This is a genomic window from Olivibacter ginsenosidimutans, assembly GCF_039542865.1.
In the GTDB taxonomy this organism is placed as follows: domain Bacteria; phylum Bacteroidota; class Bacteroidia; order Sphingobacteriales; family Sphingobacteriaceae; genus Olivibacter; species Olivibacter ginsenosidimutans.
The window spans coordinates 71,480-89,549 of record NZ_BAABIQ010000043.1; the positions used below are offsets into that span (position 1 = coordinate 71,480).

Consider the following 18,070-nt stretch of genomic DNA (forward strand, 5'->3'; position numbering starts at 1 on the left):
CATGAATCTGGCACCGTTTATTTACGCATTGGGATGGAGTTTATTACACTCTTTATGGCAAGGAGCGTTGTTGTGTGGTATGGCCTATATCTTGCTATCGATTTTTTACTTATCTTCCAAAGAGAAAGTTAATCTATTATCTAGTTTACTTGGCTTGCTTTTAGTTGCTTTTGTAGGCACTTTCATTGCCTATTGGCCACAAAAAAATATAGAGCAGTCAATAAATGAATTCATTGTTTTAACAACGCCAAAGACGGATAGCAGTCCAGTGGGGCATTCATCGCTTCAATTTCAGGTAGAGCGTTATTTTCCGCAAATAGCGGTGATTTATAGCATAGGCTTTCTTGTTCAATTAATCTTATTGATCGGTGGATATATCCGTATCAGGCAACTCCAGAAATCACCTCGTATAGCTGTCCCAACGCATTGGCAGACCACCTTTGAGCATCTCTCTAGACTAATGCATGTTCACCAAAAGGTTGGCTTTTATCTTTCGTCTTCCGTACATGCACCAACGGTTATTGGTTATTTTAAACCCATTATTCTGTTTCCGATAGCGGTGGTTTCAGTATTGGAGATCAAACAGGTGGAAGCTATTCTTATACATGAATTAACCCATATTCGTAGATATGATTATCTCTGGAATATTGTAAAATGTATCGTGGAAACGATGCTCTTTTTTAATCCTTTTGCTTGGGTATTAGGGCGGATGTTAACACAGGAAAGGGAGCATGTTTGCGATGATGAGGTGCTGAAATTAACCGATAATGCGGTGGGTTATGCACAGGCGTTGCTTGTTTTGGAGAGCATGCGTTCAAAAAAGGCACCAGCATTGGCATTAGGAGCTTTTAGTAAACGCGAATATTTATTAGAACGAATCAAACGAATAACGATTATGAAAACAGGAACATTAAACGTAAAACATAAGTTGGCGGCGATGATCTTTATGCTGGCAGGGTTTATCGGTTTAGCATGGATTAATCCGTCGGCAGATACCCTGAAAGGAAAGGATCCAATTGCAAAAGCGATGGCGACAAAGATAAGGGTATCAACAGGATCCCAAGAGAAGGTGAATGTACCACCTTTACCACTACCAATGGCAAAGGCCGTTCCATCCGTTCCCCCGGCACCTCCAGCGCCAGTAAAAGAACCGGCGCCTATAAAGCCAATCCCTGCAAAATCAATAAAAAAGCAGGATACACTAAGGAATCAGCAGACATTTAATGCGATAGACGATAGCTTGGAAAAAGTTTTTTCGTCAAAGAAATGGAAGGATTACGAACGCGAACTACAGCAGAATAGTCAGAAGATTGCCAAAGAGGCACAAAAGATTCAAGATCATTTTAATTCGTCGGAATGGAAGTCTTTCCAGCAAGAGCTGGCACAGCAAGCCGAAGAAATGGCCGCCAATGGAAAGCGGATGAACGATTTTTTTGCTTCTCCGACATGGAAAAACCACATGAAAGCAGTGGAGGAGCAAGCAAAGCAAATGGGGCTTTTGGCTATAAGACATGATTCCACCTACTTTCATTCCGACGAATGGAAAGAAAAGGAGAAAGCTATAGCTGCCAATAGCAAGCAGTTGGCACAAATGGTTAAAAGCCTTGAGGCGCAGATGAACACATCGGAAATGAAGCAAAAGCGCGAGGAACTTTTAAGAAAGACGGATTCCTTTAAAGAGCAGGCGGAAACTTTTCGTAAACTGCTAACATCACCGGCATTTAAAGCAAAGCAACAAGAGCTTCAAGAGAAGATGAGAGAATTGAATAAGAAGGCGATAACAATTGATCAAAAAAAGAATCCGGAAGCGCAGTAATCACTTAAGAATCTGACACTGTGTTGAAATAGCTGGCTTGCCTATCCGAGTTGGATAATTTATCTTTGTATCCATTTAATTCATGTAAACAACAAACGATATGTATCCAGAATATTTAGTTGAGCCTATGCGTAAAGAATTGACTACCGTAGGTTTTGAGGAACTGAAAACACCGGAGGAAGTTGACCAAGCAATTAACAGTGAAGGAACTGTTTTCGTTGTGGTAAATTCGGTATGTGGCTGCGCTGCTGCCAATGCTCGTCCTGCGGCTAAAGCAGCTATTCAAAATGAGAAAAAGCCAGCTAAAATTGTTACCGTATTTGCTGGTATGGAAAAAGAGGCGGTAGATAAAGCTAGAAATTACATGTTACCCTACCCGCCATCATCTCCATCAATGGCTTTGTTTAAAGACGGTAAGTTAGTCCATATGATTGAGCGGCATCATATTGAGGGCAGACCGGCACAAATGATTGCCGATAACTTAATTGCCGCGTTTAATGAGTATTGCTAGTATTTTAGTTTTATATTTTATTTGTGTTGGCCGTCGGAAAAAATCTCCGTCGGCTTTTTTATGGCCTAGACATCTTCATTTAGTAGTCGTTCCAACTCTTCGTGAGAGATATTCATATTGACATTTCCCTGTTTAGCATATGATATTTCTCCCGTTTCTTCCGAAACGATGACCGCAACAGCATCGCTCATTTCCGTAACACCGATACCGGCGCGATGCCGTAGACCAAATTGTAAAGGCAAGTCTTCACTATCCGACAAGGGGAGGATGCAGCTAGCGGTTTTTATTCTAAAATCTACAATAACAAGGGCTCCGTCATGTAAGGGGCTGTTTTTCTGAAATATACTTTCTAAAAGCCGTTTCGAGATTTCAGCATCAATGAATTCACCACTATTTTGATAATATTCTTCATCGAAGAACTTAGAAAAGACAATCAAGGCTCCGGTGTGGGATTTAGCCATGCTTCGGCAGGCATCGATAATAGGCTTTAAGCGGGCAGTATTGTCTTTTTCGATTTCCTTCTTGCCTAGAAAAAGGGACCAAAGCTTTTTGTTTTTCCGAAAGGAGATATTCTTTCCGATGTGGATGAGAAAGCGCCTGATTTCTTGCTGGAATACTACAATTAAGGCGATAGAACCCACACTAATAAATCCACCAAAGATTTCGGTAAGCAGACGCATGTGCGACTGTTTAACGACCCAATAGGCCAAGTAAATGATAACCAAACCAATCAGGATGTTCACGGCAATAGTGCCCCTAATTAAGTTATAAATGTAATAGATGATAATAGCAACTAGAAAGATGTCAATCACATCCAGTAAGCGAACGCTCAAAAAACTAAAATCCATATTGCCCATAACCTACGCAAGTTAATAATTTTTGCGTGGTGTTAAAGGGTCGAATAGGATTTTATCTTTGATTTAATGTTCTTTAACGATCGCCATTATAATAATTGGCAATCCGTTGACGTAATTGCCATTCGTACTGGGTAACCGTTAGGCCAATATTTGCTTGATCGTATTTATTTTTTTGCTGGAGATACTCTACGGAATTGATTGCTCCAGCTTCAAATTGAACTTCGGCAATGCGAAAAGACTCTTTGTAAGCTTCAACCTGCTTTTGTTGTTCCTGGTATTTTTCTTTTGCTGTTTGTAAATTAAAAAGAACCTGTGCCGATTGTTGTTGTAAATTATTTTTCGCGTTCTCCAAATCAATTTCGGCGTTGTGCAGGTAAATTTTCGCTCTAGCAACATCCATTCGGCGTTGAAGCCCTCCTAAGATAGGAATGCTAAGTGTCAAGCTTGCCCCCTTACCCAAATTATCTTGTACCTGATCCCAATAGGTTCCTCGCCCAGTTGTGCTGTTGGAATAGCGGCTATCCAAACCAGCGCCTAAAGAAAGGGTAGGGAAATAGAGTGATCGCGTGGCTTTCAAGCCATAAATAGCACTTTTTTTAGATAATTCGGCGGCTTTTAAAATACCAAGGCTTGTTGCAGCGTGTTGATACAGCGTTTCACTATCCATCATGTCGGTCGACGCAGAGGGGATTTGATCAATGGCTTCAAAGGATAATTCATCAGCATAAGGAATGTTTAACAGTTGGGTCAAAATTACGATATTACTCTTCAGGGTGTTCGCTGCGGTTAGCACGGCAAGCTGATCACCAGAATATTGCCCCTGCATATCGTAAAATTCTCCGGGGTCGGCAGCGCCATCATTGTTCAAAGTGGTCAATCGTTCCACCTGTTTTTGGGTAACATCACGTTGTTGTTTTGTCTGTTCTAAGATATCGCGAGCGGTAATTACTTGTAAATAGGCCAGAATTACGTCCATCGTTAAGTTATCCTTTACCCGTTGCTCATCATTTTGATAAGCTTCATAAGCATAGGCCTGTTGACGGATGGTGCGTAAGCGATTTAAGCCATTAAAAAGGGTAAGCGATGCACTAAGTTGCTGGCTACCGGAGCTAATATTTTGTGAGATATTGGTGTTCGTAATGGGATCGGTTACCAAGCCAGTATTGATACCGTGACTTAAATAACCATCTATAGTAGGTAACAAACGCGCTTTTGCTTGGTTTAAGTCGACCTTAGCCAAACTTGTACTGGATGCACTTTTTTGCGCATCGGCATTATTTTTTAATGCCAAAGCGATACATTCTTCTAAGGTGTAATGTGTCTTGGTGGAATCTTGACCGTGAACGAATAACGGAATAATATAAATAAAAGTAAGAAAAAATTTCTTTAGCGTATCCATGTAATAAGTTGTTGTGCCAAAGAGATACATAGGCTAAGCCAAAAACTTATCTGTTTTATTTACAGGGTGTTATTGAAAAAATGGATCCATACTTCGTTCGGAAACGGGCAACAAGTGTACGAAAACGAACAGTATTAGGCTTAAAAGGTATTAAGGTGTAAGATATACGATAGAAAACCTTAAGCTTATACCTAAAACCTCATAGCTTAAGTACTTAAAACGTACAAAGTAGCGGGGCGGCGTGTTTTACATCCAATTCCTTTTCCCATTTGGCAATAACTACTGTTGCAGCAGTATTACCAATGATATTGGTTAGTGCGCGCGCTTCACTCATAAAGCGGTCAATACCAAAGATCAAAGCAACTGACTCGACCGGAACATGCCCCACCATCGGTAACGTAGCCGCTAGGATGATGAATCCGCTTCCCGTAACGCCGGCCGCTCCTTTAGATGTTAATAGCAAGACCAGTAGCAGGGTTAGTTGTTGGCTAAAATTCATATGCATATTCAACGCCTGTGCGATAAAGATAGCGGCCATGGTGAGGTAGATAGAGGTACCATCCAGGTTGAAGGAGTAGCCAGTAGGAATAACTAAACCAACCACAGATTTGGAACAGCCCGCATCTTCTAACTTTTGCATAATGCCCGGTAAGGCTGATTCGGAAGAGGATGTTCCCAGTACAATCAATAATTCTTCCTTAATATAACCCAAGAGTTTCCAAATGCTAAAACCATTGAAATAGAGTACTGCGCCGATAATTAAAAAAATAAATAACAGGCAAGTAATGTAGAAGCACAGCATTAATAAGCCAAGCTTAGTTAACGAGCCAAGCCCATATTTACCAATGGTAAAAGCCATTGCTCCTAATGCGCCGATGGGGGCTGCACGCATAATCATCTTGATAACAGCGAAAATGCCCTTGAGAAAAGACTGCGTAACCGACATAACGGGATCTGCCGCTTTTCCGATTTTAGAAAGGCCAAAACCCAATAGAATGGCAAAGAACAAGACTTGCAATAAATCACCTTGTGCCAACGCTCCGATAACATTGTCGGGAATGATGTGTAATAAAAAATCGGAAAGACTATCTTGTTGTTTACTTTGCGTGATATAGTTGGTTACACTGGAGGTATCGAGTGATTTTGGATCGATGTTCATGCCCGTACCGGGTTGCATTAGGTTTACAATGAGCATACCTAGTAATAGGGCAATGGTAGACATTACTTCAAAATAGATAATAGCCGTTAAACCGACCTTTCCCACTTTTTTGGTGTTTTGCATACCGGCGATACCTAATACTACGGTGCAAAAAATAAGCGGCGCAATGATCATTTTTACTAATTTGATAAATCCATCACCAAGGGGTTTGAGTGACTCGCCAAAAGAAGGATAAAAATGACCCAGTAGGATACCAATTATAATGGCAATGACTACTTGAAAATAAAGGCTTTTGATTAGTCTTGACATGTAACGAAGGTAAAAAAAATCAGACAATAAAAAAGGAATGCTCTTTTTTGAAGAGATTCCTTATTATAGTTGTAGGCTAAAAACGATTTATTTTACAATTTGCCCGTCAAGCAACTCGATAATTCTGCTGCCGTATTCTGCATTTTTTTCAGAGTGCGTTACCTGTATAATGGTTACGCCATCTTCTTCGTTCAGTTGTTTGAAAAGCTCCATAATTTCTTCGCCCTGCTTCGAATTGAGGTTGCCTGTCGGCTCATCGGCTAATAGCAATTTTGGTTTTGTCGCTAGCGCTCGAGCGATACCAACCAGCTGCTGCTGTCCGCCAGAAAGCTGATTGGGGAAAAGATCTTTTTTCCCTACAATGCCAAAGCGATCGATTAAATCGGCCACGATGGCTTTCCGTTCAGCTCCTTTTAGATTTTTGTAAATGAGCGGTGTCTCAATGTTTTCATATACAGTCAACTCATCGATCAGGTGGTAAGCTTGAAACACAAAGCCGATATGTTCTTTATATAAAGTTGAACGTTGTTTTTCTTTCAAATGGAGTACCTCTTGTCCTTGAAATAAGTAGCTTCCTTCTTCGGGTTCATCCAATAGGCCGAGAATGTGCAATAAAGTAGATTTACCAGAACCAGAGGGTCCCATAATAGAAACGAACTCCCCCTCGTTAATGGTGAGGTTAATATCCTTCAAAACAAAGTTTCGGACACCACCTACATTATACCATTTAAAAATATTGCTCAATTGAATCATGGTCTTTTTTATTATTTTACGAGTATAGTAAATTTTTTTGTATCAAGTATCAAGTTATTCCTAAATGCTCTTGGCTTTATGCTGTTCGGGTTTATTCTTTTTGAGCTAAAGTGCTGGATACATATGTCTTTCTCTTTACGTTTTTCTTTTTAAGCTTTAGAGCTTTCCGCATAAATTCATTCATTTCTCAATGTTTCTACTGGGTTTATGATCGAAGCCTTCAAGGCTTGGTAACTTACGGTTATAAACGCTAAAACCAATGTCGATATCGCACCAGCCATAAAAATCCACCAAGAAGGTTCAATGCGATAAGCAAATGTAGCTAACCACTTATTCGCTCCCCACCAAGCAATTGGCGAAGCAATAAGAATAGCTATGAACACCAGCTGTAGGAAAGGCTTGTTTAGTAACAATAGGATTTGATGGGCGCTGGCCCCTAATACTTTCCGTATGCCGACCTCCTTTTCGCGGAGGTTAATAGCATAGGCAGACATACTGAATAATCCTATTAGCGCTACCAGAATGATCAACGCGGTAAAGGATACAAAAGCTTTTTGCAATTGTTCTTGTTGTGCATATAGTGCTGCATATCGTTGGTCAAGAAAATCATACGTGAAGAATTTCCCGTCCAATTTATTAATACTTGGCCATTGTTTTTCCAAGGTACTCAATGTTGAGCGAATATGATTTCCGTTCAGCTTAACTAAAATATCCGCTTTAAAGGGATGATTGGGATAAGTGCATTTTGTTTGCAGGGTATACGCCGTAGGCTTTACCAATTGTTCAAAACCTTGCATTTTGCTGTCCTTCACGATGCCTACTATTTGATAGTTTTGATCGCAAATGCGTATGGTTTCGCCCAGCGGATGTGGGGCCCCTAAGCTTTTCGCTGCACGTTCATTAAGCACGATCGCTTGGGTACTATCCGCCTGAAATTCTTCTGAAAATAAGCGTCCTTCAACCAAATCCATACCTAAGGTCTCGAAATACTCAAAGTCTACGCCTAAATGATCTAGCGCATAGGATTTGTTCCTAAAAGAAAATTCTTCCTCATTTGGTGGTACGCTTCCAGGAAAGTTGGTGGCAACAGTTACAGATTGTACCCCGGGGATAGCTTTCATTTGATTTCTGATTGCCGTGAACTGAGAAGGTTTATTAAACGTTGCCATATTTTTGATATGGACAACGTGGTCAGCGTTGAAGCCGCGGTCACTTTCTTTGATAAACTGCATCTGTTGATTAATGATCAACATGGTACTGATAAAGATAAAAGCCAAAATAAATTGGAAGGCCAAAAGCGCATTTCGTAGACTTAGTGATTGCCGCCCGGTATGTAGACGGCCTTTGATAATGGCAATAGGATGATATCCCGATAGGATAATGGCCGGATATAAGCCCGATAGGATGGTTGTTGATAATACCGCAGCAAGCAGCTGGAAGATTACCGTTTGGTTGAAATCAAAAGAAGATAAATCATAGTTGAAAAACCGTGTCATCGTATTCCAACAAATGATAACCAAAAAACAGGCGATGAAAGCCGACAGCAAACATTGTGCTAAAACTTCAATTAAGAATTGATACGTAAGGCGTTTTCTACTAACACCAAAAACTTTTTTGATGCCGATCTCTTTCGATCGTTTTTGTGCCTGAACCAACATGAGGTTGGCAAAATTGATGCACGCTAATAAAAGAATGATGGAAGAAAGGATACCCAATGCAAGGGTTATTTTATATCCGGTATCGGAACCGTTTTTGGGACGTAAATGAAGATTTTTTAGGGGGTCTAGGTAAATTGAGGATACCGCTCGGGAAGAGTTGATCGTCTCTTTTTCCTTAGAAACATGTTGTTGATATAGCGCGTTGATTTTGCTGCACAATCTATTTATGTCGGTACCGGGCTTAACCACAATATAGGTTTGAAAAACATTCATGCCCCCGTCATTTGCCTTGCCGAGATCATCGACGAAACCAATATAATCAAAATCGAGATTGGAGAGCGGCCTGGTGCGACTGATGCCAGAAATATTTTCATATACACCGCTAGTTTCGTTGACCAAGGCCAGTTGCTTTGGTTCAGTGAAAGCCTGTTGTTCTTCCTTTGGGAAGAGCTTTTTACCAACTTCAGGAGAGAGGATACCTAGTTTCTCTTCTTTAGCGTTAGCAATCGATAAGCCATCTACCTTGATCGCAAAAATATCGGCAATACTGCGGTCGGCACCCAACCAATTTTTAACAAAGAACACGTTGCTGTCTGCTATAAAGGGAACCTCAAAAGGCGCTCTCCCAATACGGCCGACCGCTTCGACTTCGGGTATCGACGCGTTGATAGCAGGCGCAAGTGCCGTCGGTGTAAGATCGGTCATTTTTTCCTGCGTTTCCAGGCCTAAGAGATAAATACGATCATACTTTGGATTCCAAGCATCATAACTGTTTTCTCGGTTGATATACGCATAAGCAAGTATAAAACCGGCAAATCCAATTGCCAAGCCTAAAATATTAAGCAGGGTAAACAGCTTGGATTTCCAAGCTGCCCGCCACGCTATCTTTAGGTTATTGGTGTTCATTTTTTAGTATTTACTTCTCTGTACAACGTATTTACATGTATTTTTTAATATTAAGTATTCCGATTTTTAGTTATAAGTTATATTTCCCATTGAGACACTTTCACTATATATTTTCTGCTTATAAAAAAAGCAAAGAGCAGGTAGTACTCCCTACTCTAAGCTATCTATAACTAATCGTACCAAATAAGGCATAAATAAAACCAAAAAACATAAAGTGCTGTAAATAAAATAATTATATTTTTGTGTGATGGGTTAGCTGTACGATAGTGCACAGTAAGTGTTCGGAAACGGACAATGGATGCAACTTCACACGTTAGCATGTGCTGGTAAAAGAAAGTATGCTGTGACTTGCATATCAAGGACAGGTTAGCTAAGTTTGAGAGGTACATCCAATGATTAATTACATGATGAATAAAAAGAGCTTCTGGCTTATTGTCCTTTTCGCTTTATTGATGAGCAATAGACAATATGCCAACGCGCGGCAATCCAATACGCCAAAGAAACCTAATATTATTTTTATCCTGACCGATGATTTGGGTTATGGCGATCTAGGTGTCTTTTATCAGCAGCGACGGGCAAAAGCTAATAATAAAAGTGAACCTTGGATGTTCACTCCCAATCTTGATCGTTTAGCGGCAGAAGGAGCGCAATTTACCCATCAGTACAGCGCGGCCCCTGTCTGTGCACCTTCCAGAGCGTCGTTGATGTTAGGACAGAGTCAGGGACATGCTAATGTGCGCGACAACCAATTTGATAAAGCCTTGGAAGATAATTACACCATGGCATGCGTGTTGCGGCAGGCAGGCTACGCTACAGCCATTGTAGGTAAATGGGGCTTGCAAGGAGCGAAGAAGTGGGAAAAGGATGGAGACTCTTGGCCTGCACACCCACTCAACCGCGGTTTCGACTATTTTTTTGGTTATATGCGGCACAGCGATGGACATGAACATTATCCTAAAGAAGGGCTGTATCGGGAGTCAAAGGAAGTGTGGGATGGTCGAAAAAATATCACCGATCAATTGGATAAATGTTATACGGCTGATTTATGGACCGCGGCAGCTAAAAAGTGGATTATCGAACATGAGCGGCATGCAGGTGATCAACCGTTTTTTCTGTATTTGGCCTATGATACGCCGCATGCGGTATTGGAATTACCTACGCAAGCCTATCCAAAAGGAGGAGGGTTAAACGGCGGATTGCAATGGATTGGTGAACCCGGCCATATGATCAATACGGCCTCAGGTACACCCGATTCCTGGACTCATCCTGACTATGCACAGGCCGTTTACGATGATGATCATGATCCAGCAACACCGGGAGTGGCCTGGCCAAGGGTTTATCAACGTTATGCAACGGCTGTCCGACGAGTTGATAGCGGGGTAGGTGATATTATGACCCTGTTAAAAGATTTACAGCTAGATTCCAATACATTAATTGTGTTCACTTCGGATAATGGCCCTTCTATAGAATCCTACCTGCCGAAGAATTATGCGCCAAATCACCCCACATTCTTTAACAGCTTCGGCCCGTTTGATGGCATCAAGCGAGACAGTTGGGAAGGCGGTGTACGGATGCCTAGCATTATTCGCTGGCCGGAGCAGATTGCTCAAGGCAAGGTGGTTACTATGCCGAGTACACTTTATGATTGGCTTCCTACCTTTACTGAAGCAGCAGGTTTACCCGCCCCCGCGCGGGTGGATGGGGTTTCGTTATTACCGGTATTGACGGGAAAGGGAAAACAACAAGAAAGTCTTGTTTATTCAGAATATTACGAAGGAGGGACAACACCCAGTTTCAAGGAATTTGATCCGCAACACCGTAATCGAAGGCGGAATCAGATGCAATTGATCCGTATGGGCAATTATGTAGGGGTACGGTACGATATCCAATCTGCCGATGATGATTTTGAGCTATATGATGTCGTTAACGATCCGCAGCAAACCAAAAACTTGGCGGTTGGCGGGCATATGGCCGATTTACAAGGGCAAATGAAAGAAAAAGTATTACAGGTAAGGCGTCCGGATACTGCTGCGCGTAGACCATACGATGATGCGTTGGTCCCTGCGATCGATAAACAACAAGCTGCTCCTGGGCTTGCTTGGAAAGCCTACACCAATACTGCCCCTTGGATTTCTCAAGTATCCAACCTGTTCGTTACAGCAAAAGGAGAAGCAGCAAACCTCGACGCCGGTTTGACTGCTGGAAAAGAACTTATCGTGTTGGAAGGTTATTTGAAAATCCCAACGGATGGTACCTATCATTTTTATTTGGATAGTCCAGGTAAATCGATATTACGCTTGCATCAAGCATTATTAATTGACGAAGATTACGGCTATAAAAGTGGTGACGTGCGGCAGGCTTCTGTTAGGTTGAAGGCGGGCTTACATCCCTTCACCTATTATTATCAGCCAACGGCAGGAACAGGTACCGGTATACATTGGCAATGGGAGGGGCCGCATATCGCCAAACAAGATATTCCAGCAGAGGTGTTTTATCATTAATCAACATAGAAGAACGGATATCATGAGGGTTTTAAGGCAATTCCATTCCTTCATCCGTTCTTTTATTTTACAGGTGATCGATAGCGTGCACAGCCTATTTTTCCGTTTTATTCCAATCAAGCAATTCCGATATGCTGCATGTGGTCCACATATAGCTGCTTTTCTTATCGCCTTTGCCATCACCTTTCCTATAGGATTTTACTTGAATTTATATGTGGTTTTCGAAGGGTCTTACTTGAAAAGACGAATTCAGTTATTTCGGTATTTTACCGTGGCGATGCTTTGTATTTTGTTGAACTATCTCTTTCTTAAATTGTTTGTTGAACAGTTCGGCTGGTATCCAACACCTTCTGCCATGACCGCAACCGTTATAGTTACTTTATGTAGCTATTTATTACAGCAACATTATTCGTTTCGGCGAGGAAAGTAGCTTTTTAATATTCTAATATTTTTAGTATTTTTGTTATACAACAATTATTAACAGTCAATATACTGCTATTGCATTTTTGATAAACCCGATGAAGCGGTGATTAGTAAAATATATCTTATTAGAGAACAGAAAGTGATGCTGGATAGTGATTTAGCGGAGCTTTATGGCGTACCAACATTTAGGCTCAACGAACAATTAAGCGTAATAAGAATAGATTTCCTGAAGACTTTATGTTCCAATTAACGGATGAAGAATAGCAATCTTTGACATCGCAAATTGCGATATCAAAAAAGGGTCGAGGAGGTAGGTAGAAGGACTTTGCCAAATGTCTTTCTGAACATGGCGTTTTGATGCTTTCTAGTGGATTAAACAGTGAGCCAGCCATTCAGGTTAATATTCAGATCATGTGTATATATATACCAAAATCGAGAACTGTTAGTTGCCCATAAAGAGGTATTTTTGAGGGTAGAACGGGTTGAAAAGCAGATGATCAAACAAGACCAAAAGATTGAGGTACTTTTCAGTTATCTGAGTAAGTTTATTGAAAAAGAAGGAGGACCCAGAAAAAAAGTAGGATATGAGATCGGAAAGAATAATAAATAGCTTAATTGTATACGCATAGCAACTGCGCTGGAGACCAAGCTTAAATTATTTACCTATAACCAAAAAGATTTCAAATTTATCAAAGGACTGAAGTTATATTAGAAACGAAAGGCAACTCGCAACCCAAATCCATCTATTCATTTCGTAAACTATCTACCGGATTGGCCCTTGCAGCCCTTATTGCCTGAACACTCATCGTCAGTAGTGCAATGCCTACAGCAAGCATAGCGGCCAATGCAAAAACCCACCATTGTATTTCAATCTTATAAGCAAAATTATCTAACCATTTGTGCATAGCCCACCAGGCAAGGGGAGAGGCAATTAGTATGGCCAACAGCACTAATTTAATGAAATCCTTAGATAAGAGTTTTACGATTCCGGCAACAGAAGCTCCCAACACTTTTCGAATACCAATTTCTTTAGTGCGCTGAAAGGCGGTGAGCGTGACCAAGCCCAGTAAACCAAGGCAGCTGATCAGGATCGCTACCGTAGTAGAGAGATTGATAATTTTAGCCATCTGATGTTCTTGCTGATATAGACTTTCGATTTGCTGATCGTAAAATTTGTATTCAAAAGCCTCTTCCGGATAGAATTTCCTCCACAATCCTTCCACGTCCTTTAGCGTAGCTTGCCATTGTTGTCGCTGTCTGGAATTAAGTTTAATATTAAAGGTGGATAAATTTTGAGGCTTGCTGTATAATACTATCGGATCTATCGAGCTGTAGAAATTGGCATTATGAAAATCTTTCACCACGCCGACAATCGGGAGGCTTTGCTTGAAACCTTGCTCATCCTGTTCGCTAATAAATTTGCCTAGGGCTTCCTGTGGCGTTTTAAAGCCTAAGGCATATGCAGCCGTTTCATTAATAAGGTACTCGCGTACCGTATCCGCTGGTAATAAATTTCGCCCTGCTACCAAATCCATATGATAGAGCGGGAGATAATGCGTATCGATATTCTTGATGTTAAGCTGCAACTCTTTGTTCAATGTGGTATTCTGTGCGCGATAGTCGTAGTTCGTGCTATTAAAATTGCCACTTAATGGAGCGTCACCTAGGGCAATTTCCTGAACACCGCTTAACGATTTCAACTCATTAAATAAGGCAAACTTGCTTTCTTCATGTACTTTTTTCCAAGGGACGTTCAGAAGGAGTACCGCGTCTTTATCAAAACCTAAGTCTTTGGTTAACGTATAGTGCAGCTGCTGGCCGACGATAAGTGCACCGATAATAAAGAGTAAGGCAACTGTAAACTGGAAAACAATTAAGGTTTTTCGTAGAGATAGGCGGAAACTGTTGATAACCACCGCAGTTCGATTGCGGAGGGTTTGTATAGGATTTACACGTGTAATGAGCCATGCCGGATATAAGCCGGCGAATAAGGAGGTACTAAACAAAAAAAGCAGTAAGAGACCACCAAGTTTATAATAGTTAATATAGTGCAAGAGCTCTTCCGGAAGAATTTCTTTAAAGGAAAGGGTAAAAATGTACGTTAATATAATAGAAATTATTGCCGCAAGTGAACAGATAATAAACGTTTCTCCCAAAAATTGGAGTATTAGTTGTCTGCGAGAACTACCCATTGTTTTCCGTACACCGATTTCGTTGGCCCGTTGTGGAAGTTGTGCCGTACTGAGGTTGATAAAATTAATAATAGCGAGCAACAATAAGAAAATAGCTACGCCAATTAAACCTAACAAAACAGGCTTATTTGCTTTATGTACATTGTTTTCGCTGTAGCGTGCATCAAAATGCATATCCGCGATATTGATAAGCTTATGCTCTCGCGTAAAGCGCCAAGCCTTAAAAAGTTCAGCGGAGTTTTGAGCGGAGAGCTGACTAATATTTTTTTGTATTTGAGCAGCCGAGGTACCTTCGGCAACTTCGACATATAGCTTATCGTTCGAATTCGTCGCACCCCAATTCGTTTGCGTGGAATAATTGCTTTCGAGCGGGAAAAATTCTTTTGCAAAGAAAGACGTAGCAAAATCTAAATCATTGACAATACCACTAACCCGTGTCGTAATGGTATCGTTATAGATAAGCGTTTTACCGATGATATCTTTAAATGGGATATTTGGAAAATACTGCTCGGCTCGACTTCTAGCTAAAACCACTTTATCAGGGGCATCTAAGGCCCGCACGGGGCTTCCGGCTAACCATTTATATGGAAGCATAGCAAAATAGTTGCTTTGCGTTCTTACCTGTAATGCTGGGGCTTTAAAAATGGCCCCCTCTTCATCTCCTTTTGCGGCAGGAACGTTCACCTGATCTTTATAATCCAATACCACGGGCACCACGTGCTTAATACCCGTAACTTGTTCTTTAATCGCTTGGGCGAGTGGTTTGGGTACGCCTACATTTTGTCCTTCTTGTCCATCGAAATGCATAGTGCTTACGACACTATAAATATGATGATACTGAGGAATTGCTTTTTCATAAGCAAATTCATAGCTTACTAATTGATAAATGATAAAACAAGCACTGATACCAATACTCAAGCCGATGATATTTAGCGCCGTAAACAAGTGATTATGCCAAAGGTGGCGGAAGATTGTTTTTAACATGGTATTTAGTATTTATTTTGATATCAAGTATCAACCATTTAAGTAATCAGTGATCAGTACATGCAGAACTTATTTCACTCATAACTCGCAGCATACAACTGAAAATTACTCATTCCGTAAACTATCCACCGGATTGGTATAAACTGTTTTCAAACATTGCCAGATTACGGTAAATATAGCGATAACCAACGTCAATAATATCGATAGTAAAAAGGCCCACCAGGGAATAGCAATTTTATAAGCGAAATATTCTAGCCATTTTTGAATGAAAAACCAGGCCGTTGGCCATGCAAGGAGATTTCCGGCGATGACGAGTAAAATGGTGTCTTTGGAAAGTAAAGCGAGTAGTTGCTGTATACTGGCACCAATGATTTTACGAATGCCGATTTCCTTGGTACGCATCTCTGTAGAATATCCGATCAGGCCTAATAAACCTAAGCATGAAATAACGATACCGAGTACCGTAAATACGAGAACAATCGAGGACATATTATGCTCTTTTTTATAAAGAGTATTAATTTTTTCGTCTAAAAATGTATATGAAAACAACGTGTTAGGAGATACCTCTTGGACTTTCTTTTTCAGGAAGGAAAGCGTTTTTTCTATACTGCCGCCCCTTATTTTAATGAGTAGCGAACCGGTATTTTTGGGGGCATATTCCAGAACAAGTGGTTCAATCTTATGGTGCAGCGATTCGAAATTAAAATCTTTAATAACGCCAACAATGTTACCTTGACGTTCGATGGTATGATTTGTTAGTGACTGATGAATGGGATCTTTGAGTTCTAACCTAGCTACCGCCTGTTCGTTAAGGATGAAGGCATTTGAATCATTTCGTGCATTTGAGAAATTGCGCCCTTGTTTTAATGGAATATTTAATGCGTTAAGGAAATTTTCATCTACTCGGATTACTTTTAACGTTCCAAAATCTTTGTTCTCCGGATTGTTTGATGGCGCAATAAATTCGACACTTAGAGGGTCTCCTATAATATTTGATGTTCTGGCTACCGAAAGGACATTTGGATTAGAAAGAAATTCCTGTTGTAAAATAGTGGGATCTGTTTCTACGTTTTTCTTGAAATCACCGTATAATGTTGCCACAACAATTTGATTTTTATCGAACCCTAATTTTTTGTGCTGAAAATATTGCATCTGTTGATAAATCAGTAATGTCGAGGTGATTAATAATCCGGCGATCATAAATTGAAAAATGACGAGTGCTTTTCTAATATATACCGCGATCGTGTTCGGTGTTTTAATAGCTTTTAATGCTTTTACTGGTAAGAACGAAGAAGCAAATAAAGAAGGGAAGAGCCCTGAAACCAATGTTACGATAAAAATAATGGCGAATAGTACGATTAAATTTTCCTTATCGAAAATGGCCATGACACTATAATTGCCATCTGTTAGCCGATTATAGAAAGGGAGTAACAATTTATAAAATGCTAGTGCGAATAAACTGGCGATGAGGGTAAGTAGAAAAGCTTCCATCAGAAACTGGAAAATAAGTTGACTTCGTTTGGCTCCTATAATTTTTCGGACGCCAACTTCCTTCAGGCGTCGTAACGTTTGGGTGGTAAATAAGTTAATAAAATTGATACAGGCCATGATTAGTATAAGTGCTTCTACGGCCATAAATACATAAATGTAAGTCATACTTCCATTGGCGCTCATCTCTTGTATCAAATCCGATTTGAGATGGATGTCTGTTAGTGGTTGCGTGCGCGCTGTTGCTGCAAATTCCTTGATTTGTTCATCGCTGGCTTCGCCTTTTAAGTAAGTCGTATAAAATGGTATCAGTTCACGATTTATTCTATTGATAGACGCTTTTCGGTTTAGTTGGATATACGTCCAACCAAACATCCAGCCCTTGCTTTGGGTCCAACCGGAATACGCCTTTTCGACAATCGTATAAAAGGTTGGCATGGAAGCAAGGAAATCGAATTGTAGGTGTGTATTTTGGGGTAAATCGTCGATTACGGCTCTAACCCACATTGTCTCTTCATCTTGAAAAACAAGCTTTTCTCCCAGTGGGTTTTTGTTGCCAAAAAGCTTTTTGGCTGTAGATTTTGTTAGCACAACAGCAGATGGCTCTTTTAGCGCTTCAAAAGCGTTGCCAGCAATGCTTTTGAGATCAAACATTTTTGTGGTGGAACTATCGGTATAGAAACCGCTCATTTCCATTTGCGCATTATTTGTTGTACGCACCACATTGGTTCCCGCTTGAGCAAAACGGGTGGTGGCTTCTATCTCTGGAAAATAGTGCTGTAGTGCATCTGCTAACGGAGGAGCCGTTTTTGACCATTCTGTATAAACCATACGGTAAATACGGTCATGTTTAGAAAAGGATTTATCATAACTCAGCTCGTTTGTAATATACAACGTTAAAAATAGCGTACAGACGATGCCTAGAGATAGACCCAATACGTTGAATGCGGTGTTCGATTTATATCGAAGGATATTCCGCCAAGCGATTTTGATGTAATTCCGTATCATTTCGTTGTTCGTTAATCATTGTTTTTGTTAGATCCGATGCTTATTGCTGTTTCTCGATTCTTCGTTAGCCGGCATACGAACAACGAGCAACCAACAACGAATAACC

11 protein-coding genes and 1 pseudogene are annotated in these 18,070 nt (G+C 40.6%); 5 read left to right on the forward strand and 7 right to left on the reverse strand.

The annotated features are described in order from the left end of the window. Position 1 precedes the first annotated feature (1 nt). Entirely contained in the window at positions 2-1,816 is a 1,815-nt protein-coding gene (locus ABD930_RS17905; protein ID WP_345233783.1) for a M56 family metallopeptidase, read from the forward strand. A 100-nt stretch (positions 1,817-1,916) separates the two neighbouring features. Next, entirely contained in the window at positions 1,917-2,327 is a 411-nt protein-coding gene (locus ABD930_RS17910) for a BrxA/BrxB family bacilliredoxin (protein WP_345233785.1), read from the forward strand. A gap of 65 nt (positions 2,328-2,392) precedes the next feature. On the opposite strand, the gene cdaA is transcribed toward ABD930_RS17910, so the two are convergent. From cdaA to ABD930_RS17935, 5 genes are all read right to left on the reverse strand, one after another. Continuing rightward, the gene (cdaA, locus tag ABD930_RS17915; protein WP_345233787.1) at positions 2,393-3,184 is read right to left on the reverse strand and encodes a diadenylate cyclase CdaA; all 792 of its coding nucleotides are present in this window, start codon (positions 3,182-3,184) and stop codon (positions 2,393-2,395) included. A 73-nt stretch (positions 3,185-3,257) separates the two neighbouring features. Beyond that, positions 3,258-4,583, reverse strand: coding sequence for a TolC family protein (locus ABD930_RS17920; protein WP_345233789.1), 1,326 nt, complete (start codon positions 4,581-4,583; stop codon positions 3,258-3,260). 214 nt (positions 4,584-4,797) lie between these two features. Beyond that, positions 4,798-6,051, reverse strand: coding sequence for a dicarboxylate/amino acid:cation symporter (locus tag ABD930_RS17925; RefSeq protein ID WP_345233791.1), 1,254 nt, complete (start codon positions 6,049-6,051; stop codon positions 4,798-4,800). Between the two features lie 87 nt (positions 6,052-6,138). Continuing rightward, positions 6,139-6,804: an ABC transporter ATP-binding protein gene (locus ABD930_RS17930; protein WP_345233793.1), complete on the reverse strand. Its 666-nt coding sequence runs from the start codon at positions 6,802-6,804 to the stop codon at positions 6,139-6,141. 176 nt (positions 6,805-6,980) lie between these two features. Beyond that, complete coding sequence (locus ABD930_RS17935) at positions 6,981-9,368, reverse strand: ABC transporter permease (RefSeq protein WP_345233795.1); 2,388 nt, start codon at positions 9,366-9,368, stop codon at positions 6,981-6,983. A 404-nt stretch (positions 9,369-9,772) separates the two neighbouring features. Here ABD930_RS17935 and ABD930_RS17940 point away from each other — a divergent pair, with 404 nt between their 5' ends. The 3 genes and pseudogenes from ABD930_RS17940 to ABD930_RS17950 all read left to right on the forward strand — a co-directional run bounded on the left by ABD930_RS17940 (position 9,773) and on the right by ABD930_RS17950 (position 12,556). Then, entirely contained in the window at positions 9,773-11,869 is a 2,097-nt protein-coding gene (locus ABD930_RS17940; protein WP_345233797.1) for a sulfatase-like hydrolase/transferase, read from the forward strand. Positions 11,870-11,891: 22 nt separating this feature from the next. Continuing rightward, a complete protein-coding gene (locus ABD930_RS17945) occupies positions 11,892-12,299 on the forward strand; it encodes a GtrA family protein (protein ID WP_345233800.1) in 408 nt (135 codons plus the stop codon). Between the two features lie 135 nt (positions 12,300-12,434). Then, a pseudogene (locus tag ABD930_RS17950) lies at positions 12,435-12,556 on the forward strand (ORF6N domain-containing protein). 479 nt (positions 12,557-13,035) lie between these two features. On the opposite strand, the gene ABD930_RS17955 reads toward ABD930_RS17950, so the two are convergent. Beyond that, entirely contained in the window at positions 13,036-15,468 is a 2,433-nt protein-coding gene (locus ABD930_RS17955; RefSeq protein ID WP_345233802.1) for an ABC transporter permease, read from the reverse strand. Positions 15,469-15,573: 105 nt separating this feature from the next. Beyond that, on the reverse strand, positions 15,574-17,964 hold the full coding sequence (locus tag ABD930_RS17960; RefSeq protein WP_345233804.1) for an ABC transporter permease: 2,391 nt from the start codon (positions 17,962-17,964) through the stop codon (positions 15,574-15,576). Positions 17,965-18,070 lie beyond the last annotated feature (106 nt).